This is a genomic window from Methanosphaera sp. (assembly GCF_022768985.1).
Lineage (GTDB): Archaea > Methanobacteriota > Methanobacteria > Methanobacteriales > Methanobacteriaceae > Methanosphaera.
Map to the genome: position 1 here is coordinate 34,464 of NZ_JALEKL010000004.1, position 25,057 is coordinate 59,520.

Annotated in this window: 23 protein-coding genes and 1 pseudogene; 15 read left to right on the plus strand and 9 right to left on the minus strand. The window is 29.2% G+C overall.

Annotated elements, in window-relative coordinates; all coding sequences use genetic code 11:
* Positions 1-87: 87 nt before the first annotated feature.
* On the plus strand, positions 88-780 hold the full coding sequence (locus MRZ80_RS01360; protein WP_292535467.1) for a Dna2/Cas4 domain-containing protein: 693 nt from the start codon (positions 88-90) through the stop codon (positions 778-780).
* 75 nt (positions 781-855) lie between these two features.
* On the opposite strand, the gene ilvN (MRZ80_RS01365) is transcribed toward MRZ80_RS01360, so the two are convergent.
* The 4 genes from ilvN (MRZ80_RS01365) to ilvB form a co-directional block, all read right to left on the minus strand.
* Positions 856-1,353 (minus strand): acetolactate synthase small subunit, encoded by a 498-nt coding sequence (gene ilvN / locus MRZ80_RS01365; RefSeq protein ID WP_292535468.1) that lies wholly within the window; start codon positions 1,351-1,353, stop codon positions 856-858.
* An 18-nt stretch (positions 1,354-1,371) separates the two neighbouring features.
* Entirely contained in the window at positions 1,372-3,048 is a 1,677-nt protein-coding gene (locus tag MRZ80_RS01370; protein ID WP_292535469.1) for an acetolactate synthase large subunit, read from the minus strand.
* A 76-nt stretch (positions 3,049-3,124) separates the two neighbouring features.
* Positions 3,125-3,622 carry an acetolactate synthase small subunit gene (ilvN, locus tag MRZ80_RS01375; RefSeq protein ID WP_292535470.1) on the minus strand — a complete coding sequence of 166 codons (498 nt, stop codon included), beginning with the start codon at positions 3,620-3,622 and terminating at the stop codon, positions 3,125-3,127.
* 14 nt (positions 3,623-3,636) lie between these two features.
* Complete coding sequence (gene ilvB / locus MRZ80_RS01380; RefSeq protein WP_292535471.1) at positions 3,637-5,292, minus strand: biosynthetic-type acetolactate synthase large subunit; 1,656 nt, start codon at positions 5,290-5,292, stop codon at positions 3,637-3,639.
* A 329-nt stretch (positions 5,293-5,621) separates the two neighbouring features.
* On the opposite strand from ilvB, the gene purD reads away from it, so the two are divergent.
* Entirely contained in the window at positions 5,622-6,938 is a 1,317-nt protein-coding gene (gene purD, locus MRZ80_RS01385; RefSeq protein ID WP_292535472.1) for a phosphoribosylamine--glycine ligase, read from the plus strand.
* 350 nt (positions 6,939-7,288) lie between these two features.
* Complete coding sequence (argF, locus tag MRZ80_RS01390) at positions 7,289-8,197, plus strand: ornithine carbamoyltransferase (protein ID WP_292535474.1); 909 nt, start codon at positions 7,289-7,291, stop codon at positions 8,195-8,197.
* Positions 8,198-8,353: 156 nt separating this feature from the next.
* Here the strand turns inward: argF and MRZ80_RS01395 are convergent, their stop codons facing one another.
* Complete coding sequence (locus MRZ80_RS01395; protein ID WP_292535476.1) at positions 8,354-8,689, minus strand: hypothetical protein; 336 nt, start codon at positions 8,687-8,689, stop codon at positions 8,354-8,356.
* A 311-nt stretch (positions 8,690-9,000) separates the two neighbouring features.
* Here MRZ80_RS01395 and hisF point away from each other — a divergent pair, with 311 nt between their 5' ends.
* The 3 genes from hisF (at position 9,001) to MRZ80_RS01410 (ending at position 11,827) form a co-directional block, all read left to right on the plus strand.
* The gene (gene hisF / locus MRZ80_RS01400; RefSeq protein WP_292535478.1) at positions 9,001-9,825 is read left to right on the plus strand and encodes an imidazole glycerol phosphate synthase subunit HisF; all 825 of its coding nucleotides are present in this window, start codon (positions 9,001-9,003) and stop codon (positions 9,823-9,825) included.
* A gap of 57 nt (positions 9,826-9,882) precedes the next feature.
* Entirely contained in the window at positions 9,883-10,803 is a 921-nt protein-coding gene (locus MRZ80_RS01405) for a hypothetical protein (protein WP_292535480.1), read from the plus strand.
* Between the two features lie 100 nt (positions 10,804-10,903).
* Complete coding sequence (locus MRZ80_RS01410; RefSeq protein ID WP_292535482.1) at positions 10,904-11,827, plus strand: DNA glycosylase; 924 nt, start codon at positions 10,904-10,906, stop codon at positions 11,825-11,827.
* 175 nt (positions 11,828-12,002) lie between these two features.
* Here MRZ80_RS01410 and MRZ80_RS01415 read toward each other — a convergent pair whose 3' ends face one another.
* On the minus strand, positions 12,003-12,434 hold the full coding sequence (locus MRZ80_RS01415; protein ID WP_292535483.1) for a peptidylprolyl isomerase: 432 nt from the start codon (positions 12,432-12,434) through the stop codon (positions 12,003-12,005).
* 262 nt (positions 12,435-12,696) lie between these two features.
* Here MRZ80_RS01415 and MRZ80_RS01420 point away from each other — a divergent pair, with 262 nt between their 5' ends.
* Positions 12,697-13,863, plus strand: coding sequence for an acetylornithine transaminase (locus MRZ80_RS01420; protein WP_292535485.1), 1,167 nt, complete (start codon positions 12,697-12,699; stop codon positions 13,861-13,863).
* Positions 13,864-13,986: 123 nt separating this feature from the next.
* Here the strand turns inward: MRZ80_RS01420 and MRZ80_RS01425 are convergent, their stop codons facing one another.
* Positions 13,987-14,331 (minus strand): hypothetical protein, encoded by a 345-nt coding sequence (locus tag MRZ80_RS01425; RefSeq protein ID WP_292535487.1) that lies wholly within the window; start codon positions 14,329-14,331, stop codon positions 13,987-13,989.
* 1,150 nt (positions 14,332-15,481) lie between these two features.
* Here MRZ80_RS01425 and MRZ80_RS01430 point away from each other — a divergent pair.
* The 7 genes and pseudogenes from MRZ80_RS01430 to MRZ80_RS01460 all read left to right on the plus strand — a co-directional run bounded on the left by MRZ80_RS01430 (position 15,482) and on the right by MRZ80_RS01460 (position 20,878).
* On the plus strand, positions 15,482-16,075 hold the full coding sequence (locus MRZ80_RS01430; RefSeq protein WP_292535488.1) for a hypothetical protein: 594 nt from the start codon (positions 15,482-15,484) through the stop codon (positions 16,073-16,075).
* 587 nt (positions 16,076-16,662) lie between these two features.
* Positions 16,663-17,067 carry a PH domain-containing protein gene (locus tag MRZ80_RS01435; protein WP_292535490.1) on the plus strand — a complete coding sequence of 135 codons (405 nt, stop codon included), beginning with the start codon at positions 16,663-16,665 and terminating at the stop codon, positions 17,065-17,067.
* 602 nt (positions 17,068-17,669) lie between these two features.
* Positions 17,670-17,882 carry a hypothetical protein gene (locus MRZ80_RS01440; RefSeq protein ID WP_292535492.1) on the plus strand — a complete coding sequence of 71 codons (213 nt, stop codon included), beginning with the start codon at positions 17,670-17,672 and terminating at the stop codon, positions 17,880-17,882.
* Complete coding sequence (locus MRZ80_RS01445; RefSeq protein WP_292535494.1) at positions 17,854-18,732, plus strand: molybdopterin-dependent oxidoreductase; 879 nt, start codon at positions 17,854-17,856, stop codon at positions 18,730-18,732. The genes MRZ80_RS01440 and MRZ80_RS01445 overlap by 29 nt, the downstream gene beginning before the upstream one ends.
* On the plus strand, positions 18,729-19,868 hold the full coding sequence (locus MRZ80_RS01450; protein ID WP_292535496.1) for a Coenzyme F420 hydrogenase/dehydrogenase, beta subunit C-terminal domain: 1,140 nt from the start codon (positions 18,729-18,731) through the stop codon (positions 19,866-19,868). The genes MRZ80_RS01445 and MRZ80_RS01450 overlap by 4 nt, the downstream gene beginning before the upstream one ends.
* 13 nt (positions 19,869-19,881) lie before the next feature.
* A pseudogene (locus MRZ80_RS01455) lies at positions 19,882-20,280 on the plus strand (hydrogenase iron-sulfur subunit); the annotation flags it as partial.
* A 163-nt stretch (positions 20,281-20,443) separates the two neighbouring features.
* On the plus strand, positions 20,444-20,878 hold the full coding sequence (locus tag MRZ80_RS01460) for a hypothetical protein (RefSeq protein WP_292535498.1): 435 nt from the start codon (positions 20,444-20,446) through the stop codon (positions 20,876-20,878).
* Positions 20,879-21,086: 208 nt separating this feature from the next.
* Here the strand turns inward: MRZ80_RS01460 and MRZ80_RS01465 are convergent, their stop codons facing one another.
* On the minus strand, positions 21,087-22,838 hold the full coding sequence (locus MRZ80_RS01465; RefSeq protein ID WP_292535500.1) for an ATP-dependent DNA helicase: 1,752 nt from the start codon (positions 22,836-22,838) through the stop codon (positions 21,087-21,089).
* 283 nt (positions 22,839-23,121) lie between these two features.
* Here MRZ80_RS01465 and cobI point away from each other — a divergent pair, with 283 nt between their 5' ends.
* Entirely contained in the window at positions 23,122-23,826 is a 705-nt protein-coding gene (cobI, locus tag MRZ80_RS01470; protein WP_292535502.1) for a precorrin-2 C(20)-methyltransferase, read from the plus strand.
* A 66-nt stretch (positions 23,827-23,892) separates the two neighbouring features.
* Here cobI and MRZ80_RS01475 read toward each other — a convergent pair whose 3' ends face one another.
* Positions 23,893-24,987, minus strand: coding sequence for a glycosyltransferase family 4 protein (locus tag MRZ80_RS01475; protein WP_292535504.1), 1,095 nt, complete (start codon positions 24,985-24,987; stop codon positions 23,893-23,895).
* Positions 24,988-25,057: the final 70 nt, after the last annotated feature.

Genomic DNA, 25,057 nt, shown 5'->3' on the forward strand with positions numbered 1-25,057 from the left:
ATAAAACAATTTACTAAAATATAAAAATTAAATAAAACCTATGAAAGAATACTTAATTAAACATTAAAAATAAATTATATGATTTATATGAAAAACTTAAAATTAAACAATCAATATGACACAAAAAACATACGTAATCATCCAACAATAAGACAGGTACAGATAATTGAAAATAAGCCAAATTTTCCAATAAGTTGGCTTAATATCCAGGGCTATTGTGAATATTGTCTGTATCTTGAAAAGTTTCAGGGAATAACTAGATCTGCAACAAAGCAAATGATTGCAGGAACAAAACAACATAACAAACTAGAGGCTGAATTTAAAGAAGATGCTGAAGTTAAAACACTTGATGAGATAATAACACAATCACAAAGTGAATCTGTTCTTTCTCGTGAATTTTTTGTAATAAGTCCAAAATATGGAATACGTGGATTTATCGATGAAATATGGCTTGAACCTGATCGAATTGTAATAATTGATGATAAACCATCAGATAAGGCATATATGTCAATGAAAAATCAGGTATATGCATATGCTCTTGCATATGAAGATATGATGGATGTAGATGATCGAGATATTACAGTTGCACTTAGAACATCAACAACAGGTGAAATATTCTGGTCTGATAAATTTAGTAGTGAAAATAGGGAGCATATTAAAGGTGTAGTTGAACATGTGCAAAATCTTATTTCTATGAAAGATGAGTTTATTTCAACTGAAAATCCTAATAAATGTAATGCTTGCCGTTTTAATGATGTGTGTAATCAGATGCAAAATTAGATAATAATCATAAAAATAGTTTTACAAAAAAAAAGGTGGATAAAATAAAAAAATAGTAAAAAAGAGAGTTAAACCCTATAATGTATTAGGTCCTCTTTTTATTGCTGTTACTCCTGTTTTAACAACTTCTTTTAGTCCATATGGACGTATTAGGTCAAGAAGTGCATTGATTTTTGATGGTTCTCCTGTAATTTCAATTGTTAATGATTCAGGTGTTACATCAACAATATGTCCACGGAAGATTTCTGCATACTGAATAACTTCAGATTTAGCTTTTTCATCTTCTGCACTAACCTTAATTAATACAAGTTCTCTTTTTATTGTAGTTTCAGGTGTAAGTTCACGTACTTTAATAACTTCTATAAGTTTATTTAATTGTTTTGTGATCTGTTCTACTACCTGTTCATCACCTGTTGTTGTTATTGTAATTCTTGATATTGCAGGATCATCAGTTTTTCCAACAGTAATGTTGTCAATATTAAATTTTCGTCTTGTAAATAGTCCTGATACTCTTTGAAGTACTCCAGGTTTATTTTCTACAAGTATACTTATTGTATGTTTTTCATTATTCATCTTTAACATCCCACAATTTTAATCCTCAGTTTTATATGTACCGAGTATGTTTGTAATTTTCTCACCAGGTGGTGCCATTGGAAGAAGTTCTGATGGATCGATAATTGCATCAATTACTGTAGGTTCTCTGTTTTTAAATGCAGTTTCTATTGCTTCTTTTAGTTCACCAGGACGTTCTATACGTACACCTTCTATTCCATATGAATCTGCAAGTTTTACAAAGTCAGGTTTTGGTGTCATTTTTGTCTGTGATATTCTGTTGTTGTAGTAGAGTACCTGCCATTGATATACCATTCCAAGGTATCTGTTATCAAGTATACATGTTACAACTGGAAGATCATATTCTTCTATTGTTGCAAGTTCTTGAAGTACCATCTGGAATCCTCCATCTCCAACTACTGCAAGTACATTTTCATCAGGTTTTGCAACTTGTGCTCCTATTGCTGCTGGGAATCCATATCCCATTGTTCCAAGTCCTCCTGATGATAGGAATGTTCTTGGATTTTTAGCTTTAAAGTAGTGTGCCATCCACATCTGGTTTTGTCCAACATCTGTTGATACGATTGTTGTTGGTGTTATTGCTTCCATTATTTCTTTAATACATTCTTGTGGTTTTAGTATTCCATCATCAAATGTCATCTTAGGATGGTATGCTTGGTTGTTTGCAACTACTTTATCTGTCCATCCATTGTTGTTTGGATTTCTTATTTCATTGTTAAGATCACATAGTACTTCTTTTGCATCTCCTACAATAGGATAGTCTACTGGTATGTTTTTACCTATTTCTGCAGGGTCAATGTCAATTTGTATTTTAACTGCATTTTTTGCAAATTCTGATACTTTTCCTGTTGTACGATCTGAGAATCTGCATCCTATTGCAATTAGACAGTCACAGTCTACTACTGCATTGTTTGTTGATTCAAGTCCGTGCATTCCAAGATGTCCTATTGCTAGTGGATGATCTTCATCAATTGCTCCTTTTCCCATGAGTGTTGTTGCAACAGCAATATTTGCTGCTTCTGCAAATTTAAGAAGTTCTTCTGATGCATCAGAGTTTATTACTCCTCCACCTGCAATTATTATTGGTTTTTGACTTTCTTCTATTACTTTTATTACTCTTTTAATTTGTCTTGGATTTCCAACTATTGTAGGATTGTATCCTGGAATATCAAATAGACGTTCCATGTCCTCTTTTGTTACTTCATTTTCAAGTACATCTTTTGGTACATCAACTACAACTACTCCTTTTCTTCCTGTTGATGCAATGTGGAATGCTGCATCTATTGTTTCTGGTAGTTTTTCTGATTTTCTTGGCTGGAAATTTGCCTTTGTTATTGGCATTGTAAGTCCTATTGTGTCAACTTCCTGGAATCCATCTGTTCCTATGAAGTTTGAATTTACCTGTCCTGTTATTGCAACAACTGGTACAGAGTCAATATTTGCTGTTGCAATTCCTGTTAGTAGGTTTGTTGCTCCAGGTCCTGATGTTGCAAAACATACTCCTGGTTTTCCTGATACTTTTGCATATCCATCTGCAGCATGTGCTGCTGCTTGTTCATGTCTTACTAGGATGTGTTTAAGGTCTGAGTCATATAGTGCATCATATAGTGGTAGGAGTGATCCTCCTGGATATCCAAAGACTGTATCTGTACCATTTTGTTTTAGTTTTTCTAGTAGTGCTTCACTTCCATTCATTTTAATTTATCTCCATCTGTATTTTTTTTGTGTTATCTCTCTTATTTATTAAAAAAATTGTTTATTATTTTCCCCTTTATAGTGGTTTTGCTCCTCTTGTTATTGCAGTTATTCCTGTTTTAACTACTTCTTTTATTCCATATGGACGAATTAAGTCTGTCAAGGCATTAATTTTTGGTACATCTCCTGTTATTTGTATTGTAACTGTTTTTGGTGTTACATCTACAACTTGTCCACGGAAGATTTTGGTATACTGGATTACTTCAGATTTAGCTTTTTCATCTGGCGTATTTACTTTAATTAATGCAAGCTCTCTTTTTATTGTATTTTCAGGACAAAGTTCACGTACTTTAATAACTTCTATAAGTTTGTTTAATTGTTTTGTGATCTGTTCAAGTACATGATCATCACCTGTTGTTGTTATTGTAATTCTTGATATTGCAGGATCATCAGTTTTTCCAACTGTAATACTGTCAATGTTAAATTTTCGTCTTGTAAAAAGTCCTGATACTCTTTGGAGTACTCCAGGCTTGTTTTCTACAATTACACTTATTGTATGTTTATGATCTGTCATTTTTCTATTCACCTCTATTTAAAGTTGTACTGCATATTGTCAAGCTTATCTCCTGGTGGTACAATAGGTACAAGTTCATCTTCATCTATTGCAATTTCAATTACTGCAGCTTCACGTGATTTTACAACATCTTTTAATGTTTCTTGAAGTTCTCCAGGTTTTGTTACTACCTCACCCCTAATTTTATATGCTTCTGCAAGCTTTACAAAGTCTGGTGTTTGTGTAAGTTTTGTTGCATATACATGGTCATTGAAGAGTCTTTGAAGTTGTGATACCATTCCAAGATATCTGTTGTTTAAAACACATATTATGACAGGCAAGTCATTTTCACGTATTGTTGCAAGTTCTTGTGATACCATCTGGAATCCTCCATCACCTACTATTGAAACAACAGTTTCATCAGGTTTTGCAAACTGTGCTCCTATTGCTGCTGGAATTCCAAATCCCATTGTTCCAAGACCACCTGAGGATATGAATGTTCTAGGTTTTCTACTTTTAAAGTAGTGTGACATCCACATCTGGTTTTGTCCTACATCTGTTGTGATGATTGTATTTTCATCTAATGCATCCATTAAATCTTGAATTACACGTTGTGGTTTTAGTGGAATGTCTGTGTAGTTTGTGAAGTCTTCAGGATAGTCTACATTTGTTATGTGTTCATTCCATGTAGGTTTTTTAACTTCCATCTGCTCAATTAACTCTGTAAGTACTACTTTTGCATCTCCTACTATTGGTATGTCAATTTCTATTGTTTTTCCAATTTCTGCTGGATCTACATCAATTTGTATTCTTGTTGCATTTGGCGTGAAATCTTCTATTGAACTTACACTTCTATCTGAAAATCTGCATCCTATTGTTATTAGACAATCACATTCAACAAGTGTTTTATTTGCACTGTTTCGTCCATGCATTCCTATTGTTCCAAGTGCTAATGGATGTGTTTCATCCATTGCTCCTTTTCCCATAAGTGTTGTTGCAACAGGTATGTTTGTCATTTCTGAGAATTTTCTTAATTCATTATATGAATTTGATAGAATTACTCCTCCACCTGCTAGTATTACTGGTTTTTTAGATTCCTTAATTGCTTCTATTGCTTTTCTTAACTGTTTTTTATGCCCTTTCATTGTTGGCTTATATCCTGGTAAGGCTGTGTTAGGCTTGATGCTTTCATCTACTTCTTCTTTAAGTACATTTGCTGGGAAGTCTATAACTACAGCTCCTGGTCTTCCTGTTGATGCAATATAGAATGATTTATCAACGATTTCATTGATTTTATTTACATCTCTTGGCTGGTAGTTGTGTTTACTTATAGGCATTGTTATTCCTATTGTGTCAACTTCTTGAAATACATCTTTTCCAATTAAGTTTGTTGCAACTTGTCCTGTTAGTGCCACTATTGGTGATGAGTCCATGTGTGCTGTTGCAATTCCTGTAATTGTATTTGTCACCCCAGGTCCTGATGTTGACAAGCACACACCGACTTTTCCTGATGCTCTTGCATATCCATCTGCAGCATGAGCTGCTGCTTGTTCGTGTCTTACTAGTATGTGATCAATATCTGATTCACATAGTGCATCATAAAATGGAAGCAATACTCCTCCTGGATATCCAAAGATTGTATCTACTCCATTTTCTTTAAGTTTTTTAATTAATAGTTGGCTACCATTCAATTTTAACACCTAATTTAAAAAAATTTATAAATTTTTAAGGTTTTATTTTATTATATATTTACATCTGTTTTTTATAAGAATTATATTTTAACTATAATATTATGTCTCTAACTTTTTTTTTGTGAAGTTTCATATTTTTTCATGTTTATGATATAAAATTAAAAATAGAACATAAAATAAACATATATATTAATAGATTATAGAAATTGAATATTTTTTCTTTATTTAATAATAGAAAGAATAATATTTTATTCTATAAATAGAAAAATGAAAAAAATTATTAATTTTAAAAATAAATTATGGAATCCAAAGTTGTGGAGTGTGAATAAATGAAGATATTAGTTGTTGGTAGCGGTGCAAGAGAACATGTTATTGCTAAAAAATTAAGTGAAAATGCAGATGTTTATACATATATGGGACGTAAAAATCCTGGACTACGTGATGTATCAGTAGATTATATGGTAAATGATGAATCAGACTTTGATGCTATTGTTAAATTTGCAAAAGATATGGAAGTTGACATTGCATTTATTGGACCTGAAGCACCTCTTGAAATGGGTATTGTAGATACTCTTAAAGCTGAAGGTATTGAATCTGTAGGGCCTGTAAAAAGTGCAGCACAAATTGAAACAAACAAAGCATTCATGAGAGAATTATTTGAAACATATGATATACCAGGATCAATTAAATATGGTACATTCTATGACCTAGATGATGCATATGCATTTATTGATGATTTTAATGAACCTGTTGTAATAAAACCTATTGGATTAACAGGTGGAAAAGGAGTTAAAATCGTTGGTGATCAACTCAAAGATAATGAAGAAGCAAAAGAATATGTAAAAGAAATCTTTGACCAGAAAATGGGAGGATTCAGTGGAGTAGTAATAGAAGAATTACTAATAGGTGAAGAATACACAATCCAAGCATTTGTAGATGGAAAAAATCTAGTTCCAATGCCAGCAGCACAAGATCATCCACATGCATTTGAAGGAAATAAAGGACCAATAACAGGTGGAATGGGATCATACACAGATACAGGAGCTCTTCTTCCATTTTTAACACAAGAAGAATATGATCAATCAGTAGAAATCATGCAAAAAACAATTGATGCAATAGCACAACAAGAAGAACCATACAAAGGAATCTTATATGGACAGTTCATGATAACAAAAGATGGACCAAAAGTAATAGAATACAATGCAAGATTTGGAGATCCAGAATCAATGAATGTATTAAGTCTTCTTGATGATGATCTATCAAAAATAGCACAACAAATAGTAGATGGAACACTTGAAGATGTTAAATTTATGGACAAAGCATCAGTATGTAAATATGTAGTACCAGATAACTATCCTGCAACAAAAGCAGCAGATACAATAGTTGAAGTAGATAGTGATGCAATAGCACAAAAAGATGCAGATCTTTTCTATGCAGCAGTATATGCAGATGAAAATGATGATGTAAAACTTACATCTTCAAGAGCAATGGCAGTACTTGCAATACGTGATACAATAGATGAAGCAGAAGCAGCATGTGAAGAAGCAATAGGCTTTATTGATGGTGAAGTATATCACAGATCAGATGTTGCAACAAAAGCATTACTTGATGAGAAAATGGAACATATGAAAAATGTAAGAGGATAAGATTAAGGGGAAGATTTATTTAAGATTTTCAACACCTCTTCTCTTTTTCTCTTTTTATAACATTTTAATTTAGCAAATCATAATTTTCATATCGTATTTTTTAAAATAAAAACAACTATCATTTAATTTTCATAAAAATTAAGTAATGAATTATAAAATGTTTATTAAAAGAAGACTAACAAATATAAATATTATTTATTAAATAAAACTATAATTTCAAATTAATAATTTTATACTTTGACATGCGAAAAAATCTGAACTTTAAAAGGGGAATTTTTCACAAAAATAAGGGGAAATAAAAAAAACACTATATTTAACACAAAAAATAACTTTTAAGGATGTAATAGAATATGAAACATTTATTATCAATGTCTGATGTAAAAGACGATGTAGAAACAATACTAAGCATAGCTGAAGATCTTAAATCAGGAAAAATCAATGAAAAACCACTAGAGGATAAATATCTTGGAATGATCTTTGAGAAATCTTCAACAAGAACAAGAGTATCATTTGAAGTAGGTATGCATCAACTTGGAGGAACACCACTATATCTTTCAAGTAAAGACTTACAACTTAACCGTGGAGAACCAATATCTGATACAGCACGTGTACTTTCAAGATTCCTAGATTGTATAATGATTCGTGCAAAAAGCCATGCAAATGTAGAAGAACTTGCAAAATATGCAACAATACCCGTAATTAGTGGACTTACAGATAAAGAACATCCATGTCAAGCATTTGCAGATCTTCTTACAATTAAAGAATACAAAGGAGATTTCAATCGTAAACTTGTATTTGTTGGTGATGGAAACAATGTATGTAACTCACTTCTTCTTGCATCAGCATATGTAGGAATGGATATGACAGTAGCATGTCCAGAAGGATATGAACCTGATGAGGAAATATTTAATGAAGCAGTAAGTGAAGCTGAAAAAACAGGTGCAAAAATAGAAGTAGAACACGATATAAACAAGGCAGTTGAAGGTGCAGATATACTCTATACTGATGTATGGGTAAGTATGGGTGATGAAGCAGAACAACAAGAACGTGAAGAAGTTTTCAAACCTTTCCAAATCAATGCTCAACTACTATCTCAGGCAAATGATGGTGCAATAGTAATGCATTGTCTTCCTGCAATACGTGACCAGGAAATTACAGATGAAGTAATGACATCACAACAATCTGCAATATGGGATCAAGCAGAAAACAGACTACATGCACAAAAGGCAATATTATATCACATACTAAAAGAAGAATAAGAAAAACTACTTTCTTTTAGATACTATCTTAACCTTCACCCCTTATTTTTTTTTAATAACTTTTTTTTTAAGATAAAAATTGTAAAATAAGATTTTTTTTTATAGAAATAAAAATAGAATCAAAAAAAAAGAAAAAATATTTGAAGTTTTTAATATTTATTTATGTGCAGCATCATTTCCAAAGTTATAATGACATTTATAGCAATAATATGGATATTCTTTTCCACAAACACGTATAACACTTCTACTTTTACATGATGGACATATTCTTACCTCATCACAATCACTTTTTTGTGTTGAAAATGCTACTTCTGATGCAACATGATTAAGACCATGACTTTCAAGAGTACTAATTATACTATCTGGTGGTGTAGTTGTGTCTGTTGATATAGTATTACTTCCATCCATAGTTGCTGCTGCTGTCATACCCATCATCATCAAAGAAAAAAGTATAACAGCCATGATAGTAGTGATTTTATTTAATTTAACCATATTTTTTCACCTCTCAGATTGAAAAAACTATTTTTAAATGTTTATATTCAATATATGAAAAAGTAACAACTTTTTTTCATCTAATTACAAGTATATACTTACTTTTTATTATAAATAAGGGATTAATTGTTGATAAATTAAGGATTATTAAATTTTTTCTATAAACTTTTTTTAAAATACTTTAATATAAATAATCTATTTACTAAATAAAAGATAAAAAAATAAAATATAGAAGACTTTTATCTTAAAGTGCTTTACTTTTTTTATATATAGAATAAAAAAATTGAATATATTAAGGGTGAAAAATTAGAATGTTATCAAAAAGAATTATTCCATGTCTTGACTGTGATTTACAAGTACCAGAAGGACGTGTAGTTAAAGGAGTTGAATTTAAGGAAATTAAGTATGCGGGAAATCCTGTAGAACTTGCAACACGTTACTACAATGAAGGTGCTGATGAAATTGTACTTCTTGATATTACAGCATCACATGAACGTAGATCTACAATGGTAGATGTTATAGAAAAAACTGTTGAAAATGTATTTGTACCAATCTGTGTTGGTGGAGGAATACGTGAAGTTGATGATTATGTACGTATGCTTAAAGCAGGGGCAGATAAATGTTCAACAAATACATCAGCAATCAAAGATCCAACACTTATAAATCGTGCATCAGAAGTTGTTGGAAGTCAAGCATGTGTTATTGCAATTGATGCAAAAAGACGCTATGTGGAAGATCCAAAGGAATCTGATGAACATAATATTGTAGAAACAGATGAAGGATACTGCTGGTTTGACTGTAGTATTTATGGTGGACGTGAATTTACATCAATTGATGCAATCAACTGGGCTATTGAATGTGAAGAACGTGGTGCTGGTGAAATTCTTCTTACAAGTATGGATGGAGATGGAACAAAAGCAGGATATGATCTTGAACTTACACGTGCAATAAGTGAAAATGTATCAATACCTGTTATTGCATCAGGTGGAGTTGGAAATCCAGAACATATCTATGAAGCATTTAGTGAAGCTAAAGCTGATGCTGCTCTTGCTGCAAGTATCTTCCACTTCCATGAATATTCTATTGGAGAAGTTAAAGAATACTTAAAACAGAAAAATATACCTGTAAGAATATAAAAACTTAAATTCAAATAATCATATAAAAATTAAAAAAAAAATAGTTAGTGATTGACAATGACACTTATAGTAAACATACCAACATATGAAGGAATCGTAGTAGCAGCAGATAGTAAACAAGTACAAACACAAAACGGAATGCTAATGCGAGCTTCAACAAACATAACAAAGATATTTGAAATAAACAATAAAACAATAGCATCACTTGCTGGTCTTGCATTTTTTGAAAGAACACCTGGTAGATATGATAATGTAGCAGATTATATCAATGAATATGCACAAACAACAGATGATACAACAACAGTAAAAGAGATTGCACAGGGATTATATCAATATATTCTTGATCGTTATCCTATAGAAAAACAGATGGAAATAGCAGAAGAAACACTTAAAACACAGGCTGCTATGGCTGGTGATGAAATTATATCTATTACCAGATTCTGTCAATCTCTTAAATTTAAAGCACAAGATAATGAAGGAAATATAAAGGAAGGATATTATAACTTAGAACCTGTAAATATCATGGTTAGTGGATATAATGAAAATAATGAAACTGAAGTTTATGAGATGAGAATTCCAGGTTCTATTGAATTAAAACGTGGACCTAATGATTATGGTTGTACATGGATTGGACAGGGTGATGTTGTAGCACGTTTAGTTCTAGGATATGATGGACGTATGCTTAATACACCAATTTTCCAGGAAATACTACAAACACACAGCCAAGAAGAACTTATTGGACAGATAAGAAATGTTGAATATAATGTTTCATGGAATCTTCTACCTCTTCAAGATGCAATTGACATGGCAGTATTTCTAATTAAGACAACAGAAACTATGCAGAAGTTCTCCTGTGGAATTATTGGTGAAAATACTGAAATTCCAGCAGTTGGTGGTCCTATTGATGTTGCAGTAATCACAAAAAATGATGGAATTAAGTGGATTAATCGCAAAGAACCATACTTCCCTGATGAATAAAAGAAAATATTTGATCTTCCCTTCTCCCTAAACTTTTTTTCTTTTTTTTTGTGAATTTCATATTTTTTAATATAAACTTTTAAAGGATGGTAATGATATTTTGATAGAAAATAATTTTAGTATAGATTCATGTGAATATAGTGGAGATTTTAATTTAAAGTTAACACTCATGACAGGTCAAACATCACAAGTTCCATGGACTAGGTATGATGATGCATATTATGAGGTATTATGTGTAGATGGATGTGACATTTTAGTTAAAATAAAACAAGAGAATGTAAATAATACACTGGAGGTATCATATTTTAGCCGTGAATATGATGTAGATGATGAATTAGTAAGGCAGAAACTATTCTACTTATTTGACTTAGACTACCAGATGGATGATTTCTATGGATTTCTAGATGAAAATCCTGAAATATCACAAATATCACAATTTAACAAGGGACTTAGAATATTTAAGGCAGAAAGTCCATTTGAATGTATAATATCATCAATATCATCAGCAAACAACTCAATAAAAAGATGGACAAAATCAATGCAACAAATACGACAAAATCATGGAAACTACATAGAATATGGAAATAGAAAATACCATAAATTTCCAGATGAGACAACATTCCTAAAAATAGCAGAAGAAGATCTTAAAAGTTATGGAGTAGGATATAGAAGTCCATACATGATAAATACAACAAAACAAATACTAGAAGATGATAATTTTCATAATGAAATATTTAACATGACATATCCTGATGCATATAAAAAACTACTACAACTACCTGGTGTAGGACCTAAAGTTGCAGACTGCATACTACTATATGGATATGATAAACCACAAGCATATCCTACAGATGTATGGATTAATAGAATAACAACACACATCTACTTTGATGATGCGAAAATATCAAATAAAAAGATTATGAAATTTGCACAAGAGAAATTTGGAAAATATGCAGGATATGTACAATTATATCTTTTCAATTATGCACGAAACTCAAAACTACTAGATAAACTTAAAAAATAGCCATAATTAAATTTTAATTTAAAATAAAAATAAAGAAATGTATTTTAGGGGGTGAAGGGAATTCAGAATGAATAGTTCATAAATTCTAATATGTAGTTATATAATTAATAGTATATTAATCTTATTGATTTTTTATCAACTTTTTTTTAAATAAATATAAAAATTAAATACTTATTTATTCATCTGTTATGATAACTTTTTCCATAACATCGCCAGCTCTTATTGCGAAAACAACATCCATACCTTCAATAACTTGTCCAAATACTGTGTGAACTCCGTCAAGGTGTGGTTGTGGGCTGTGTGTTATAAAGAATTGACTTCCACCTGTATCTTTACCAGCATGTGCCATTGATAATGCTCCTGCTGTGTGTTTGTGTGGGTTGTTTTCTGTTTCACATTTAATTGTGTAACCAGGTCCACCTGTACCGTCTCCTCTTGGACATCCACCTTGGATTACAAAGTCAGGAATAACTCTGTGGAATGTAAGTCCATCATAAAATCCTTCTTTTGCTAATTTTTCAAAGTTTGCTACAGTTCCAGGTGCTTCATTAGGGAATAATTCTAATGTAATGTCACCTTTTTGTGTTTTAATAACAGCTTTTTTCATTATATTATTTCTCCTGTATAAATTTATATTAATATTATATTTGTTTATATAAGTTTATTTTTATATATTATTACAGTTTTTTAGTAAATTTTATACTTAATTGAAAATAAAATATTAATTATCATGGCAAATCACATAAATAATACTATAATATGATAAATATGGGAAGAGATTTGACCATTAAATAAAATATTAAAAGAAAAAAAAGTTTTTAGCAATAAATCGATAAAAGCGAAGAATTTAAAAATTGGAGGTAATTTTTTTGAATTCTAAAGAAATAAAAGACACAACAAATAACTATGTAATGAACACATATGGACGTTATGACCTAGTTATTGATCATGCACATGGAAGTGTAGTGTATGATAAAGATGGAAATGAATACATAGACACTGTAGCTGGTATAGCTGTTAACAACATTGGACACACACACCCAAAAGTAGCAGAAGTAATTAAACAACAAGCAGAAAAAATGATACATGTTTCAAACCTCTACTACACACAAGAACAGGCAGACTATGCAAGACGATTAGTTGAAAAATCACCACATGACAAAGTATTTTTTGCAAACAGTGGAGCAGAAGCAAATGAAGCTGCAATAAAACTTGCACGTAAATACACACATAAAGGTGAAATTATATCAATGATTGATTCCTTCCACGGAAGAACACTTACAACAATCACAGCAACAGGACAGCCTAAATACCAGAAAGGATTCGAACCATTACCAGCAGGATTTAAACACGTAGAATATAACAACATAAAACAAGTAGAAGATGCAATAACAGATCAAACAGCAGCAGTGCTTGTAGAACCAATCCAGGGAGAAAGTGGTGTACGTGTACCTGATGAAGATTATCTTCCAAAACTAAGACAATTATGTGATGAAAAAGGAATACTTCTCATATTTGATGAAGTACAAACAGGATTTGGACGTACAGGTAAATTCTTTGCATCAGAAATTACAGGTGTAGTACCTGATATTACAACATCAGCAAAAGCAATAGCAGGTGGAATTCCAATGGGAGCAATGCTTGCAAGTGATAAAGTAGCATCAGCATTTAAACCTGGAGATCATGCATCAACATTTGGTGGAACAGCACTAGCATGTAGCGTTGCATCATGTGTACTTGACATCTTTGAAGAAGAAGAACTTGTTAAAAAATCACATGAAAATGGTATTTACTTCAGAGAAAAACTCAATGCATTAAAAGAAAAACATTCATGCATCAAAGATGTACGTGGACACGGTCTAATGAATGGTGTAGAAGTAGATGCAGACTGTTCTGAATTTGTAGCAGAAGCACAAAAAAGAGGAGTTTTAATCAATGTTGCAAATGGTAATGTAATAAGATTAGTACCACCTCTTAACATTACAAGAGAACAACTTGATAAAGTTGTAGATGTAATTGATGAAATACTACCATAACTACAACAAAGAACAAGATTTTTATCTATAAAAAAAGGAAGAAGTTGAGAAGTTGAAATAATTAATTTTCTATTTTTCAATTATTTCTTTTAAAACTATTTTTTTTTATTATTAAATTATTTTTTATTCATCATCCCAGATTATGATCTTTTCAAATTCTGGATATTTTTCCACAAATTCAATAGTATAATCAAGTGGAAGTCTAAATTTCTCAGATTCTCTATACTCTTTATGTGTTTTCATATGAGGTTCTGATGTATTCATAAGAGTTTTCATCTGCTTATTGAATGAATCATCACTATATGGGGAATGGAAACCCCAGAAAGCATAAGGAACAAGCACATCAGGATGTTCAAGTTGGAAGATATAAATCTTATCCTTAATTTCCTCAAAATACTTCCAGTTAACCTTAAATCTAAGTGGATCTTCTTTTGCATTTTCAGAATATAATTGTCTATGTTTTCCCATGAAAAATCACCTCTGTATATACAATAAATATAACCATCAAAGCATATTATCTTTTGTATTTAAGAGGAAATACCAAAAAATAATTCTTATAAATGGACTTTATATGCTTATTAGGAGATGTTTTAGCTAATTTAGTTATTATAACTTTTAACTTATAAGTTATAACTTATAACTAAATTAAAAATAAAAAAAAGTCATAAAATCAGCTTAGAAATAAAAAATCAATAAATAAAATTTCTTTAAAATAAGTTAGTTATTATTATATATTTTTGTTGTTCTTTGTATTTATATTTTTTCTTTGTTTTCATAAAAAATATTGCATATAGTCTTTAATTGTTTATTTTCTGATAAAATTAGTTTTTATCTCTATTTTCGTCGATTAAGTTGTTTATTTTTGTTAAAATTAATATAAATTAAATATCTTCAAAATAAGTAAGTAATTATATTATATGTTTATTGTTTTTAATATTTATATTTTTAGTTAATTTATAAAAGAAATGTAGATTTTATGTTAATTATTTTATCTTTGGAGAAATTTAGAATAAAAGAGTAGTTTATTAGGTAAATTTATGTATTGATAATAGTAAGTATTAATAAAAAGAGTGTTCATACTATAAGTAGCAACCCTGAATTTAGAGTTAAATTTTCAGAGTTGAATCTTAAATAAGGAGCCTTTTTTTAACGGATCTTAAGACTCCTTATTTAAATAGTATAATGTAATTAAAGTAGAACTTCTACATTACATATAATAGTTTAGTAATCTCTATTATATACTATTATTGTTAATGTTGAAACTACTTTTTTTGCTTACTTCTATGAGTTAATTTGGAATTTATAAAAGATAAATAGGAAACATATCTAGATTTTAGAATGTATTGGTATTGTCATGTAATATTCAAATTAATATCTAATCTATATAATTTTATTACATTTTAGTAAAAATTATAGTAATTAATTTCAATAAGTTAGAGTTAAAATTAAAAAATTAAAATTCTAACTGTTAATAAAATTCTTTGAACTTGATTAAAATCTTAGAATCCAATATTAATAAAAAGTGTTGAAGTTACATAAAAATAAAAGATCTGTTTTTAATAAAATGATGTTGAATCAAAAAATAAAAAATTCACATCATAATCAAGGATAGATTAAAATGAACAATAAAAATAGAGGAATACGTTTTAGTGGAACATATAGTGAGTTAAATTGTAAAAGATTCAAAGTTTTTAAAGAAAAAACAGGAAAAAATATATCTGATATTATTGAATTAGTTGGTATGCATTTACCTGGATTATATTCAGAAAATAAAATATATGAACAAACAATTTTAGAAAGAGATCTTTATCATTATAAAAAAGCTTTAAATGATTCTAAAAAATATGTAAAAAATATGGAAAATAAAGTCTTTAAAACTGAAGCTAGATTAAAAGCAATAAGTAATGACTTTGATGATTTTAAAAATAAATTAACTGATAAAGAGGAAGAAGCTATAAAACATGTAATTAAAATTTTATCTTATAAATTAAAAATAAAATTAGAACATAATATCTCTTTATATGATCCTGAATTAAGAAATTTTGCTAAAGAACAGTGTATTCGATGGAATTCTAATTTAAATCAAGTAAATTTCATTGTTGAAAATATTTTAAATGGATCTATTGATATTGACGATGTTTTAACATCTTCATTTGAAAATATTGAATTAGAAGATAGTAATTTAGAGGAAATTTTAACTAAAAAAGTATGATTATGAAAATATTTCATACATTATTTGTGAAAGTATATGTGACAGAATCATCTTGAATAATTATTCAAGTTCAATTTTATTAATTATTCATTTAGAAATGACCCCACATATATTCGCTGGTATAGTAATAATAAATAATATATTTTGTATTATTTTTATTATTATATTATTTTTTTTGTCATGAAATATTAACAATTGTTATACTTTGTTCTGAAAAAATAAAATTAAATTTTAAAGTTAAAAATTTCCATAAAAAAAATAGATTTCAAAATAAGTTTTCATTAAAATAAGTAATTAATTATATAAAATATTTGTTGTTTATATTATTTATATTTTTTGTTAATTTTAATAAAAAATAACACTTTTTTTAAAGAAATGATCTAATTTTCTTATTTTTTAGTTAATAATTGCTAAATTCCAAAAAAATAGTGCTAAGATGTGTTGTTTTTTGATTTAAATACATATATATGTAAATTTTACAAATAGTATAATATACATTGTAAGTCAACATAAATTTCAATTTTTAAAAATCAAAGATTAATTTATGCCAACTTCATTTAATTAAAAAAGATAACTATGGTGATATTATGGGACTATTTAATAAAATGATGGGATATGCAGATACTGGTGGAGATGTTTCAATTGTGGAAGAATATCTTGCTCCAGGTGAAGAAGTTATCCAATCGTTCCATTTTTTAAGAGATTGTGTCATCTTAACTAATTATGGAATATACACAGTAGATGTACAAGGTGTTAGTGGTAAAAAGGTAGAAGTTAAATTTTTCCCTAAAGATGCTATTCAAACTATTTCCTTTGAAACTGCAGGTACTCTGGATTTTGATGTAGATATTAAAATTGGTGTAACTAACAATCCAATTGTATTGGCTAATGGAGGTTCTATGAACGTACCAATTTCATTTAAAGTTCCAAGAGAACAGACAGAAGAGGCAAAAACAATAGTACATTTAGTAAAAGAGCACTACTTACTATGAGTTTTACCACATATAAACTCCTCATCTCCCCATTATTTTAACTACTCTTACTTTAGAGAAAGTTGTGTTATCATCTAGTATGAATACTTGAGAAATGTACTTTTTTTAAAAAATTATTATTTAATTTATTTTATTGGTTTTTACTTTAATTTTCATTATTTTTTAATTAGAATTTTTTTTAGATGATTATTTGTAAAAATACCATTATTTAGGCTTAATTTAGTTTATTCTAGCTGTTTAAATTAAGTTTTTATTGATGTTGAAAAAGTATTATTTTTTTAAAAAATAGTGATTATTATTTAATTTATCATAATTAATCATTATAAATTTTAATTACTAAAAATAGAACCAGAATAGTCCTAACTCGTTAAAATAACTAAATTTTGTCTATTTTCGATAATAACAATATTTATATTATTATTAGTACATACTAGTTAATCATAAGACTTATTTAATTAAAAATAAGTTATACTATTGGTTATTTAAGCTTAAGTTAAATATTCTACTTTTGCTTAAATAAAAAGTAATAATTAGAAAAAAAAATTCACAACGTGAATGAAATTAAGATTATGTTTTGAAGTTTATACTAGGTGGTGATATATGTGTTAGAAATTAAACACACCATTTGCCCTTCATGTAGTGTAGGATGTGGTATTAGTGTGGTCATTAAAGATGAAAAAGTCGTAGGAACATACCCCTACAGACGAGATCCTATAAATGAAGGAAAAAACTGTTTAAATTCAAAAAATGCTATAAATTCAGAAAATAAACTAAGTGAAGCAAAAATTGATAAAAAAAACTGTAGAAGTAAATAAATCAATTAATGAAGTTTCAAACAGACTCAAATCAATGAGTAATGATAAAGTAACTGTAATATGTTCTGGAAACAATAGCAACGAAGAAATTGAAGCTATTAAAGAGTTTGCTAAAGCAAACAATTACAACTTAGCACTATATACAGATAATTTTACTAATTATGATGGTGAAGTTGCAACGTATGATGATGTTGATAATGCATCTTTTATTTTTATTATAGGGGAAATATTTGACAATCCTTTAGTAGCTAGGAGAGTTATCCATGCACATAGAAAAGGAACTGAGATTTGTGCAATTGGAGACTTAGAAAACTGTGTGACAAAAACACTCTCTGATTATACTTGTGTCGAATCAATTTCTGAGTATTTAGATAATTTTAATCTAGATCAATTAGATGAAAATTCAGTTATTCTTTTCAATAAAATCGAATCCCCTGATGATTTTGAAAAGATTAAAACAATAGCTGGAAAATATAATTCTAAAATACTGCCCGTATTTAGTAAAAGTAACTCTAAAGGAGCATTAGAATTTGTTGAAGCTAAATCAAAAGAAGAAATGATTGATTTAATTACAAATAGTGGATTGTTATTAATTTTTAACGATGATATATTAACTGAATTTAATTTATCTCCAAACGATGTAACTACCATGATAAGTATTTCACCAGTCATAAATGATACAGTTGAAGCATCAGAAGTAGTCGTTCCAACGGCTAACTGGCTTGAATGTGAAGGTAGCTTTACAAATGCAATGGGAACAACTAAATATATTAATCCAGTAATTGAAGCTGCTGATGATATTTTAACAGGAATTGAAATAATTAATCAAATACAAGAGGAGTTAAAATGAAATATATATTAGCAAAATCTAAAGATTCACAAATACATAAAGCTGGAGAATGTGGTGGAGCTGTAACTAGTATTTTCAAATACTTATTAGAAAACAACCTTGTTGATGCTGTTTTAGCTCTTAAACCTGGAGATGATGTTTATGATGGAGTTCCTACACTTGTAACAGACCCTGAAGATTTAATTAATACGGCAGGATCTTACCACTGTGCACCAACATTAGCTGGTGATTTAATAAGAGCTTATCTTTCTGATATGAAAATTGCATTAACTGCAAAAGCTTGTGATATGAGATCGATTGATGAACTTATAAAAAGACATAAAATTAATCCAGACAACATTATTACAATCGGTTTAAACTGTGGAGGTACTGTTTCTCCGATAAGTGGAAGAAAGATGATTGAATTATTCTATGAAATTGATCCTGATGATGTTGTAAGTGAAGAAATAGATAAAGGAGAATTCATTGTTGAATTGGCTGACGGTACTGAAAAAGGTGTTAAAATACATCACTTAGAAAAAGAAGGTTTTGGTCGTCGTGAAAACTGTCAAAGATGTGATGTAAAAATACCTCGTGGTGCAAATATTGCTTGTGGTAACTGGGGAGCAGAAGAAGGATGGACTTTTATTGAAATTAACGATGAATTAGGTGAAAAAATCGTTGATGGTGCAATAAGTACTGGTTTTATTGAAACTAAAGATACAGCAGAACCTGCAATTAAAGCCAGATCAAAAGTTGAAAATATTATGATTAAAATGGCTAAGAAAAGCCAAAAAGCTAACTATGAAAAAGTTGGTGGATGTGATATATGGCAGCAGTGTATAGCCTGCTTTGCATGTAGGGATATTTGTCCAATATGTTGGTGTTCTGATAGATGTGAAATGAAGAAAGATTACTTTGCAAAAGATGTTGAACTACCTATTAGTCCGCTTATCTACCATGGAAGTAGAATTTCTCATATTGGGCTTAGTTGTGTAAACTGTGGTCAGTGTGATGATGTATGTCCAAGTGATATTCCAATATCTTTAGTCTTTGATAAAGTACAAAAGAAATATGCTAAAAGAACAGGTTATAAAGCTGGTGTTAGCGATGTTGTTAAACCTCCTTTATACTCTTCAGAAAAAAGCGAACTATAAAGGGTGATTTGAGATGTCTGATGATATAAAAATTGTAGGTTTCTTATGTAATTGGTGTTGTTATGGGGGAGCAGATACTGCCGGAACTTCACGTTTGCAATATCCACCAAGTGTTAGAATTATACGTGTGATGTGTTCTGGAAGAGTTGATCCTTCAATGGTTTTCAAAGCATTTGAAGAAGGTGCTGATGGAGTATTTGTAGGTGGATGTCATATTGGTGATTGTCACTATGAGTCAGGAAACTATAAATGGTCTCGTAGAGCAAAACTAACTCAAGATATTATTGAAGAATTTGGAATTGAAAAAGAAAGATTCAGATTTGAATGGATTTCTGCATCTGAAGGTGCAAAATTCCAGAAAACTATGAAAGAGTTTCATAAAACATTATCTGAATTAGGTCCTCTCAATCTATCTTCAAAAAAAAATAGAGAAAAAGAATTAAATGGAACATGTAGTGAAAAAACCTTTCAAAAATTAAAAGATTTTGAAGAAAAAACAGGAAATGATATTTCAGATGTTGATATGAATTTACCTGAAGATCTAATAAAAAAAAATTATCTTAGAAAGAGATCTCATGTATTATCAAGAAAGAGAAGAACTAATTAATAATGAAATAAAAGAATTAGAAGCTAAAATGAGGGAAATTACTCTAGAAATTGATAAAATTAAGTCTAAATCTCCTTTAAAAAATATAATTTTATTCAAATTTAAAAAATTTTTTAAAGGTAGAAAAGGTATTTCTGATGATTTTAAAAATCTAGGAGAAGAAGCTAAAATAAAATACATAATTCGAATATTATCTTACAATATTGAGGAAGAATTAGATGAATATTCTGAAGAAAGTTATGATATAGAAGCTCTTACTAAAGAACAATGTGAAATATGGGATGTTAATTTAGACAGAGCAATGTATGTAATAAATCTTATTTTAGATGGTTCAGTAAATATAGATGATATTTTAAATAATTCATTCGATGATATTGGTATCTATAATGATAAGGATGATTAATTTTTATCCTCTTTTCTTTTTTTCTATTTCCTCTATTATTGCTTGTCATTGTTTATTTGAGCTGGTATGCTACGTGATTGTATCTTTTTAATTATAAGTTATTAGTTTTAAGTTATAAGTTATAATTAATCTAAGAAAACATAATAAATTAACTTATTTAATCATTTAAAAAAAGAGTTTAAGAGATATTGATTGTTCAATATCCAATTTAGTCGTATACTATTGCTTCTTTGAAGAATTCTGGTATGAGTGGTTTGTATACTTTGCTGTTAAGTAGTGTTTGTATGTTTTTATCTAGTATGTAGGTTTCACAGTGGTCATTTTCTGCTCTCATTCCACGTCCATATGCTTGCATGAGTGTCATTACTGTTTTATATCCATACCATTGTTGGTCTATGTTTTTTCTTTCATTGATTTGTTTATCTCCCAGGTATGGGTATGGTACTTTGTAGATAATTTGGAATTGACATTTCTCATATGGAAGGTCTACTCCTTCACTCATTGATGGACTTACTAGTACGTTTGGTTTGGTTGATTTTTCAAATTCATGTAGTACTGCATCACGTGTTTTTGGGGTATGTGATAGTATTCTTGGATCTTTGATGTGTTGTGTTATGTATTTCTGGCATTTGTAGCTGCTTGTGTGTATTAGTCCTTTTTCATTTTTGTGTTTTTGTAGTATTTCATTTAGTACTGGTATTGTTCTTGGTGCTGTATGCCATAGTGCACGTTTTGACATTGCTCCTACTAGTTTCATGTGTATTGGTCTGCGTTCTTTTTTAAATGGGCTGTCACATCGTATGTAGTGTACTTCATCTTCATCAATTCCCAGCCATTTGCAGAATAGACTTTTATCTAGTATTGTTGCACTCATAAAGAGTACTTTATCTGCATAGTCAAATAGCATTTTCTTTGCATATTTTTCAACTTTCAGTGGCTTAAATGATACATGATCATTTTCAACTGATACAATCCAGTCATCTGGGTCTGCTTTGATACTGTTTATTATTTCTTTTAGTCTTGTTTTTGTTGACTCGATTCTGTCTGCTTTCTGTTTTGAATACATGATTGTTTTTAGTTGATGATATGATTCAAATATTGCTTCAAGGAAGATGATCCATTCTGTTACATCATCATATTTTAGGAATTCTTTAGGTATTCCCTGTTTTATATCTTTTTTTAGTTGTCTGTCATAGATGTTAAGTTCAAGTTTTTGCATGATCTTATTTTCTATGTTGTGTGCTTCATCAAGAATCATAAGATTTCTTTTCTGGAAGTGTTGAACATAGTTAAATTCAAGGTATGCATAGTCATAATTTAGAAGTGTTATTGGATCTTCTATTGCAGCTGATTTCTGATTCCAGTATGGACATCTATTTGATGATTTAAATGTAAATGGTGTGTTGTAGTAGTCATTAGGATTTTCATCTGTCACATCTTTTTGTGTTGTTTTTTCAATCTTTATACCATATGGACATGAAAAATCATCTCTTTGTCGTGATACCTGGCATGTTCCCATATCACAGTTGTTTATCATTCCACTTTCAAGACATGAGAAGTTATTTCTTCCCTTTACTTGTGAATATCCAAATTCATCAGCATATTGTCGTTGTAGTTGTTTTGTCATTGTAAGAATATATGCTGGTTGTAGAATTTGTCCAATTGTTGCTGCTATTGCAGATTTCCCTGTTCCTGTTCCAGCTTCAAGTATTACATATTTTTTATCTTCTGCTTCAAATGCATTGAGAATTTCCTCAATAAGTTCAAGTTGGTTAGATCTTGCTTCTTTAAATGGGAAGTTTTCAATAATTTCATCATCAATATCTGGGTGTTGTTTTTGCAGAAGTTCTTTTTCTTCTTTTGTTGGCCTATTTACTGGTGCGTGTTTTTCTTCTTGGCTTTCTGAGCACACACACTTATTTTTTAACATTCCACATTTTGGACAAAATATCATATTCATGTTTTCTATATTTCTTTTTCATTACATTTTTTAGTTTTTGTTATGATTTGAATAATTTTCAAATCAATTTGTTTTTAAATGTTTTTTTTTAATAAAATTCGCTCTTTTTTGTCTAAATTGGAGTTTATAAATTATATATGTAGACGTATATAGTATTAGTATAAATTGTATTGATAACTTAAAAGTAAGTTTTACTTTAATTTACTTAAAAAATATGGATTTAAATGAGTTATTTTTTTCAAAATTATTAGATTATATATATTAAAATTTATGAGGAATTTTTATGGCAATTGGAAAATTATATGGAATTGGTGTAGGACCTGGTGATCCTGAACTTGTAACAATGAAAGCAGTAAGATTAATTAAGGAAACTGATATTGTATTTGCTCCACAATCAAGAAGTGGAAAACCTAGTGTTGCATTAAATATTGTTCAAAAATATGTTGATGAACGCGAAGATGAATGTGAAATATATCAGCCACTATTTCCAATGACAGAAGATAAAGAAGAACTTCACAGATCATGGGATGAAGCAACAGATGTATTATTTGAAAAACTTGAAAAAGGATTAAATGCAGTGTTTGTAACTCTTGGTGATCCTACAGTATTTAGTACATTTTCATATATTTCATCAAGACTTCAAAGTAAAGGTGTGGAAGTTGAACTTGTACCTGGTATTACATCATTTACAGCATGTGCTGCAAGATCTGGTATTCAGCTTACAGAACAAGATGATATAATGGTTGTTGTTCCACAAGTAAGTGAAAAATTAACAAAAATATTACCATATGTTGATACAGTAGTAGCTATGAAAACATCAAGACATCTTGATGTACTTGAAGATTGTATTAATCAAGATCCAAGAGAAAAAGAAATTGTATCTGTACAAAACTGTACAATGGAAAATGAAAACATAGTTCAGGGATTTGTTGATAATAAAAGATACTTCTCAACAAGTATTATTAAATTTAAAAAAGATGAAGAATAGATTTATTAACAAAACTTTTCTTATTACTTTTTTTTTATAACAACTATTTTTTTTATATTCTAATTTTTATTGAAGTTTATCAGCTAACTTTTGAGATAAATTATCCCAACTGAAATTTTTATAGACTTTATCTTGTATATCATCTGGTTTTTGTTTAATATTATCCCAGTTTTTTGTTGTATATATGAGTGTATTTCTAAGATCTTCAATGTCATGTTTTATGAGTTTTCCATATCCTGTTGTGTTAATTATATCTTTTGAGCCACCAACATCTGTTGATATGATGTAGTTTCCATGATATGCAGCCTCTAGTGTTGATATTCCAAAGCTTTCCATAACTGATGTACAACAGTAGATGCTTGCTTTTGCATAGTATTTTGAGAGTAATTTTTTATCTGATATGTAGCCTTCAAAGATTATCTGATCTTTCATGTGGGGATTTTCTCTGAAGTATTCATCAATAAATTCATGCATATCATCTACAACCTCCCCTACAAGGACTAACTTCCAGCTTTTATCAACACCACTCATTGCATCAATTAGTAAATCTGTTGATTTATTCTTCTTTTCTATGTATCCTGCATAGAGTATGATATTTTCCTTACAATTAACATCTACATCTGTTTTAATAACACCATTTGGTAGATATAAGAGCTTATTATCATCTACTACATTTGAATTTATAAGTTGTTTGTAGTTTCTTTTTGTTTCAATACTTATTACATCAATAAATCTAAATAGTATCTTTGTAAGAAGTCGTCTCATTGATGCTTTAAATCCCTTTCTCTGGGTTAGAAAATCAATAATATGATTGTTTGCATCAAGTTTAAGATAGATTTTTGTCTTTGGATTTAATAGTTTAATATAGAAGATGTAGCATGCAAGATTTGAATATCTGAGATGATAGAATTGTATAACATCTATATCTTTAATATTTTCTTTAATGTATCTTTTTATGTCATCTTTTTCATTTCCACTATTTTCTATGAATTTAAGCTCTATTTGGTTATTAAATATCTCATTAAGATAGGTGTATTCATCATTGTTATAACTTATAAGTGATACGTTATAATTACTAGATAGTTTATATGGTATCATTCCAACATCCTTTGTTAACATGAAATTCTTAAGTGCTGGAAATATACATTGAAATTTTGCCATAAAAAGACTACACTCCTCTTATTTTTAGTAATTGTTTTGTTATTTAATTGTTTTAGTGTTAATTAGATAT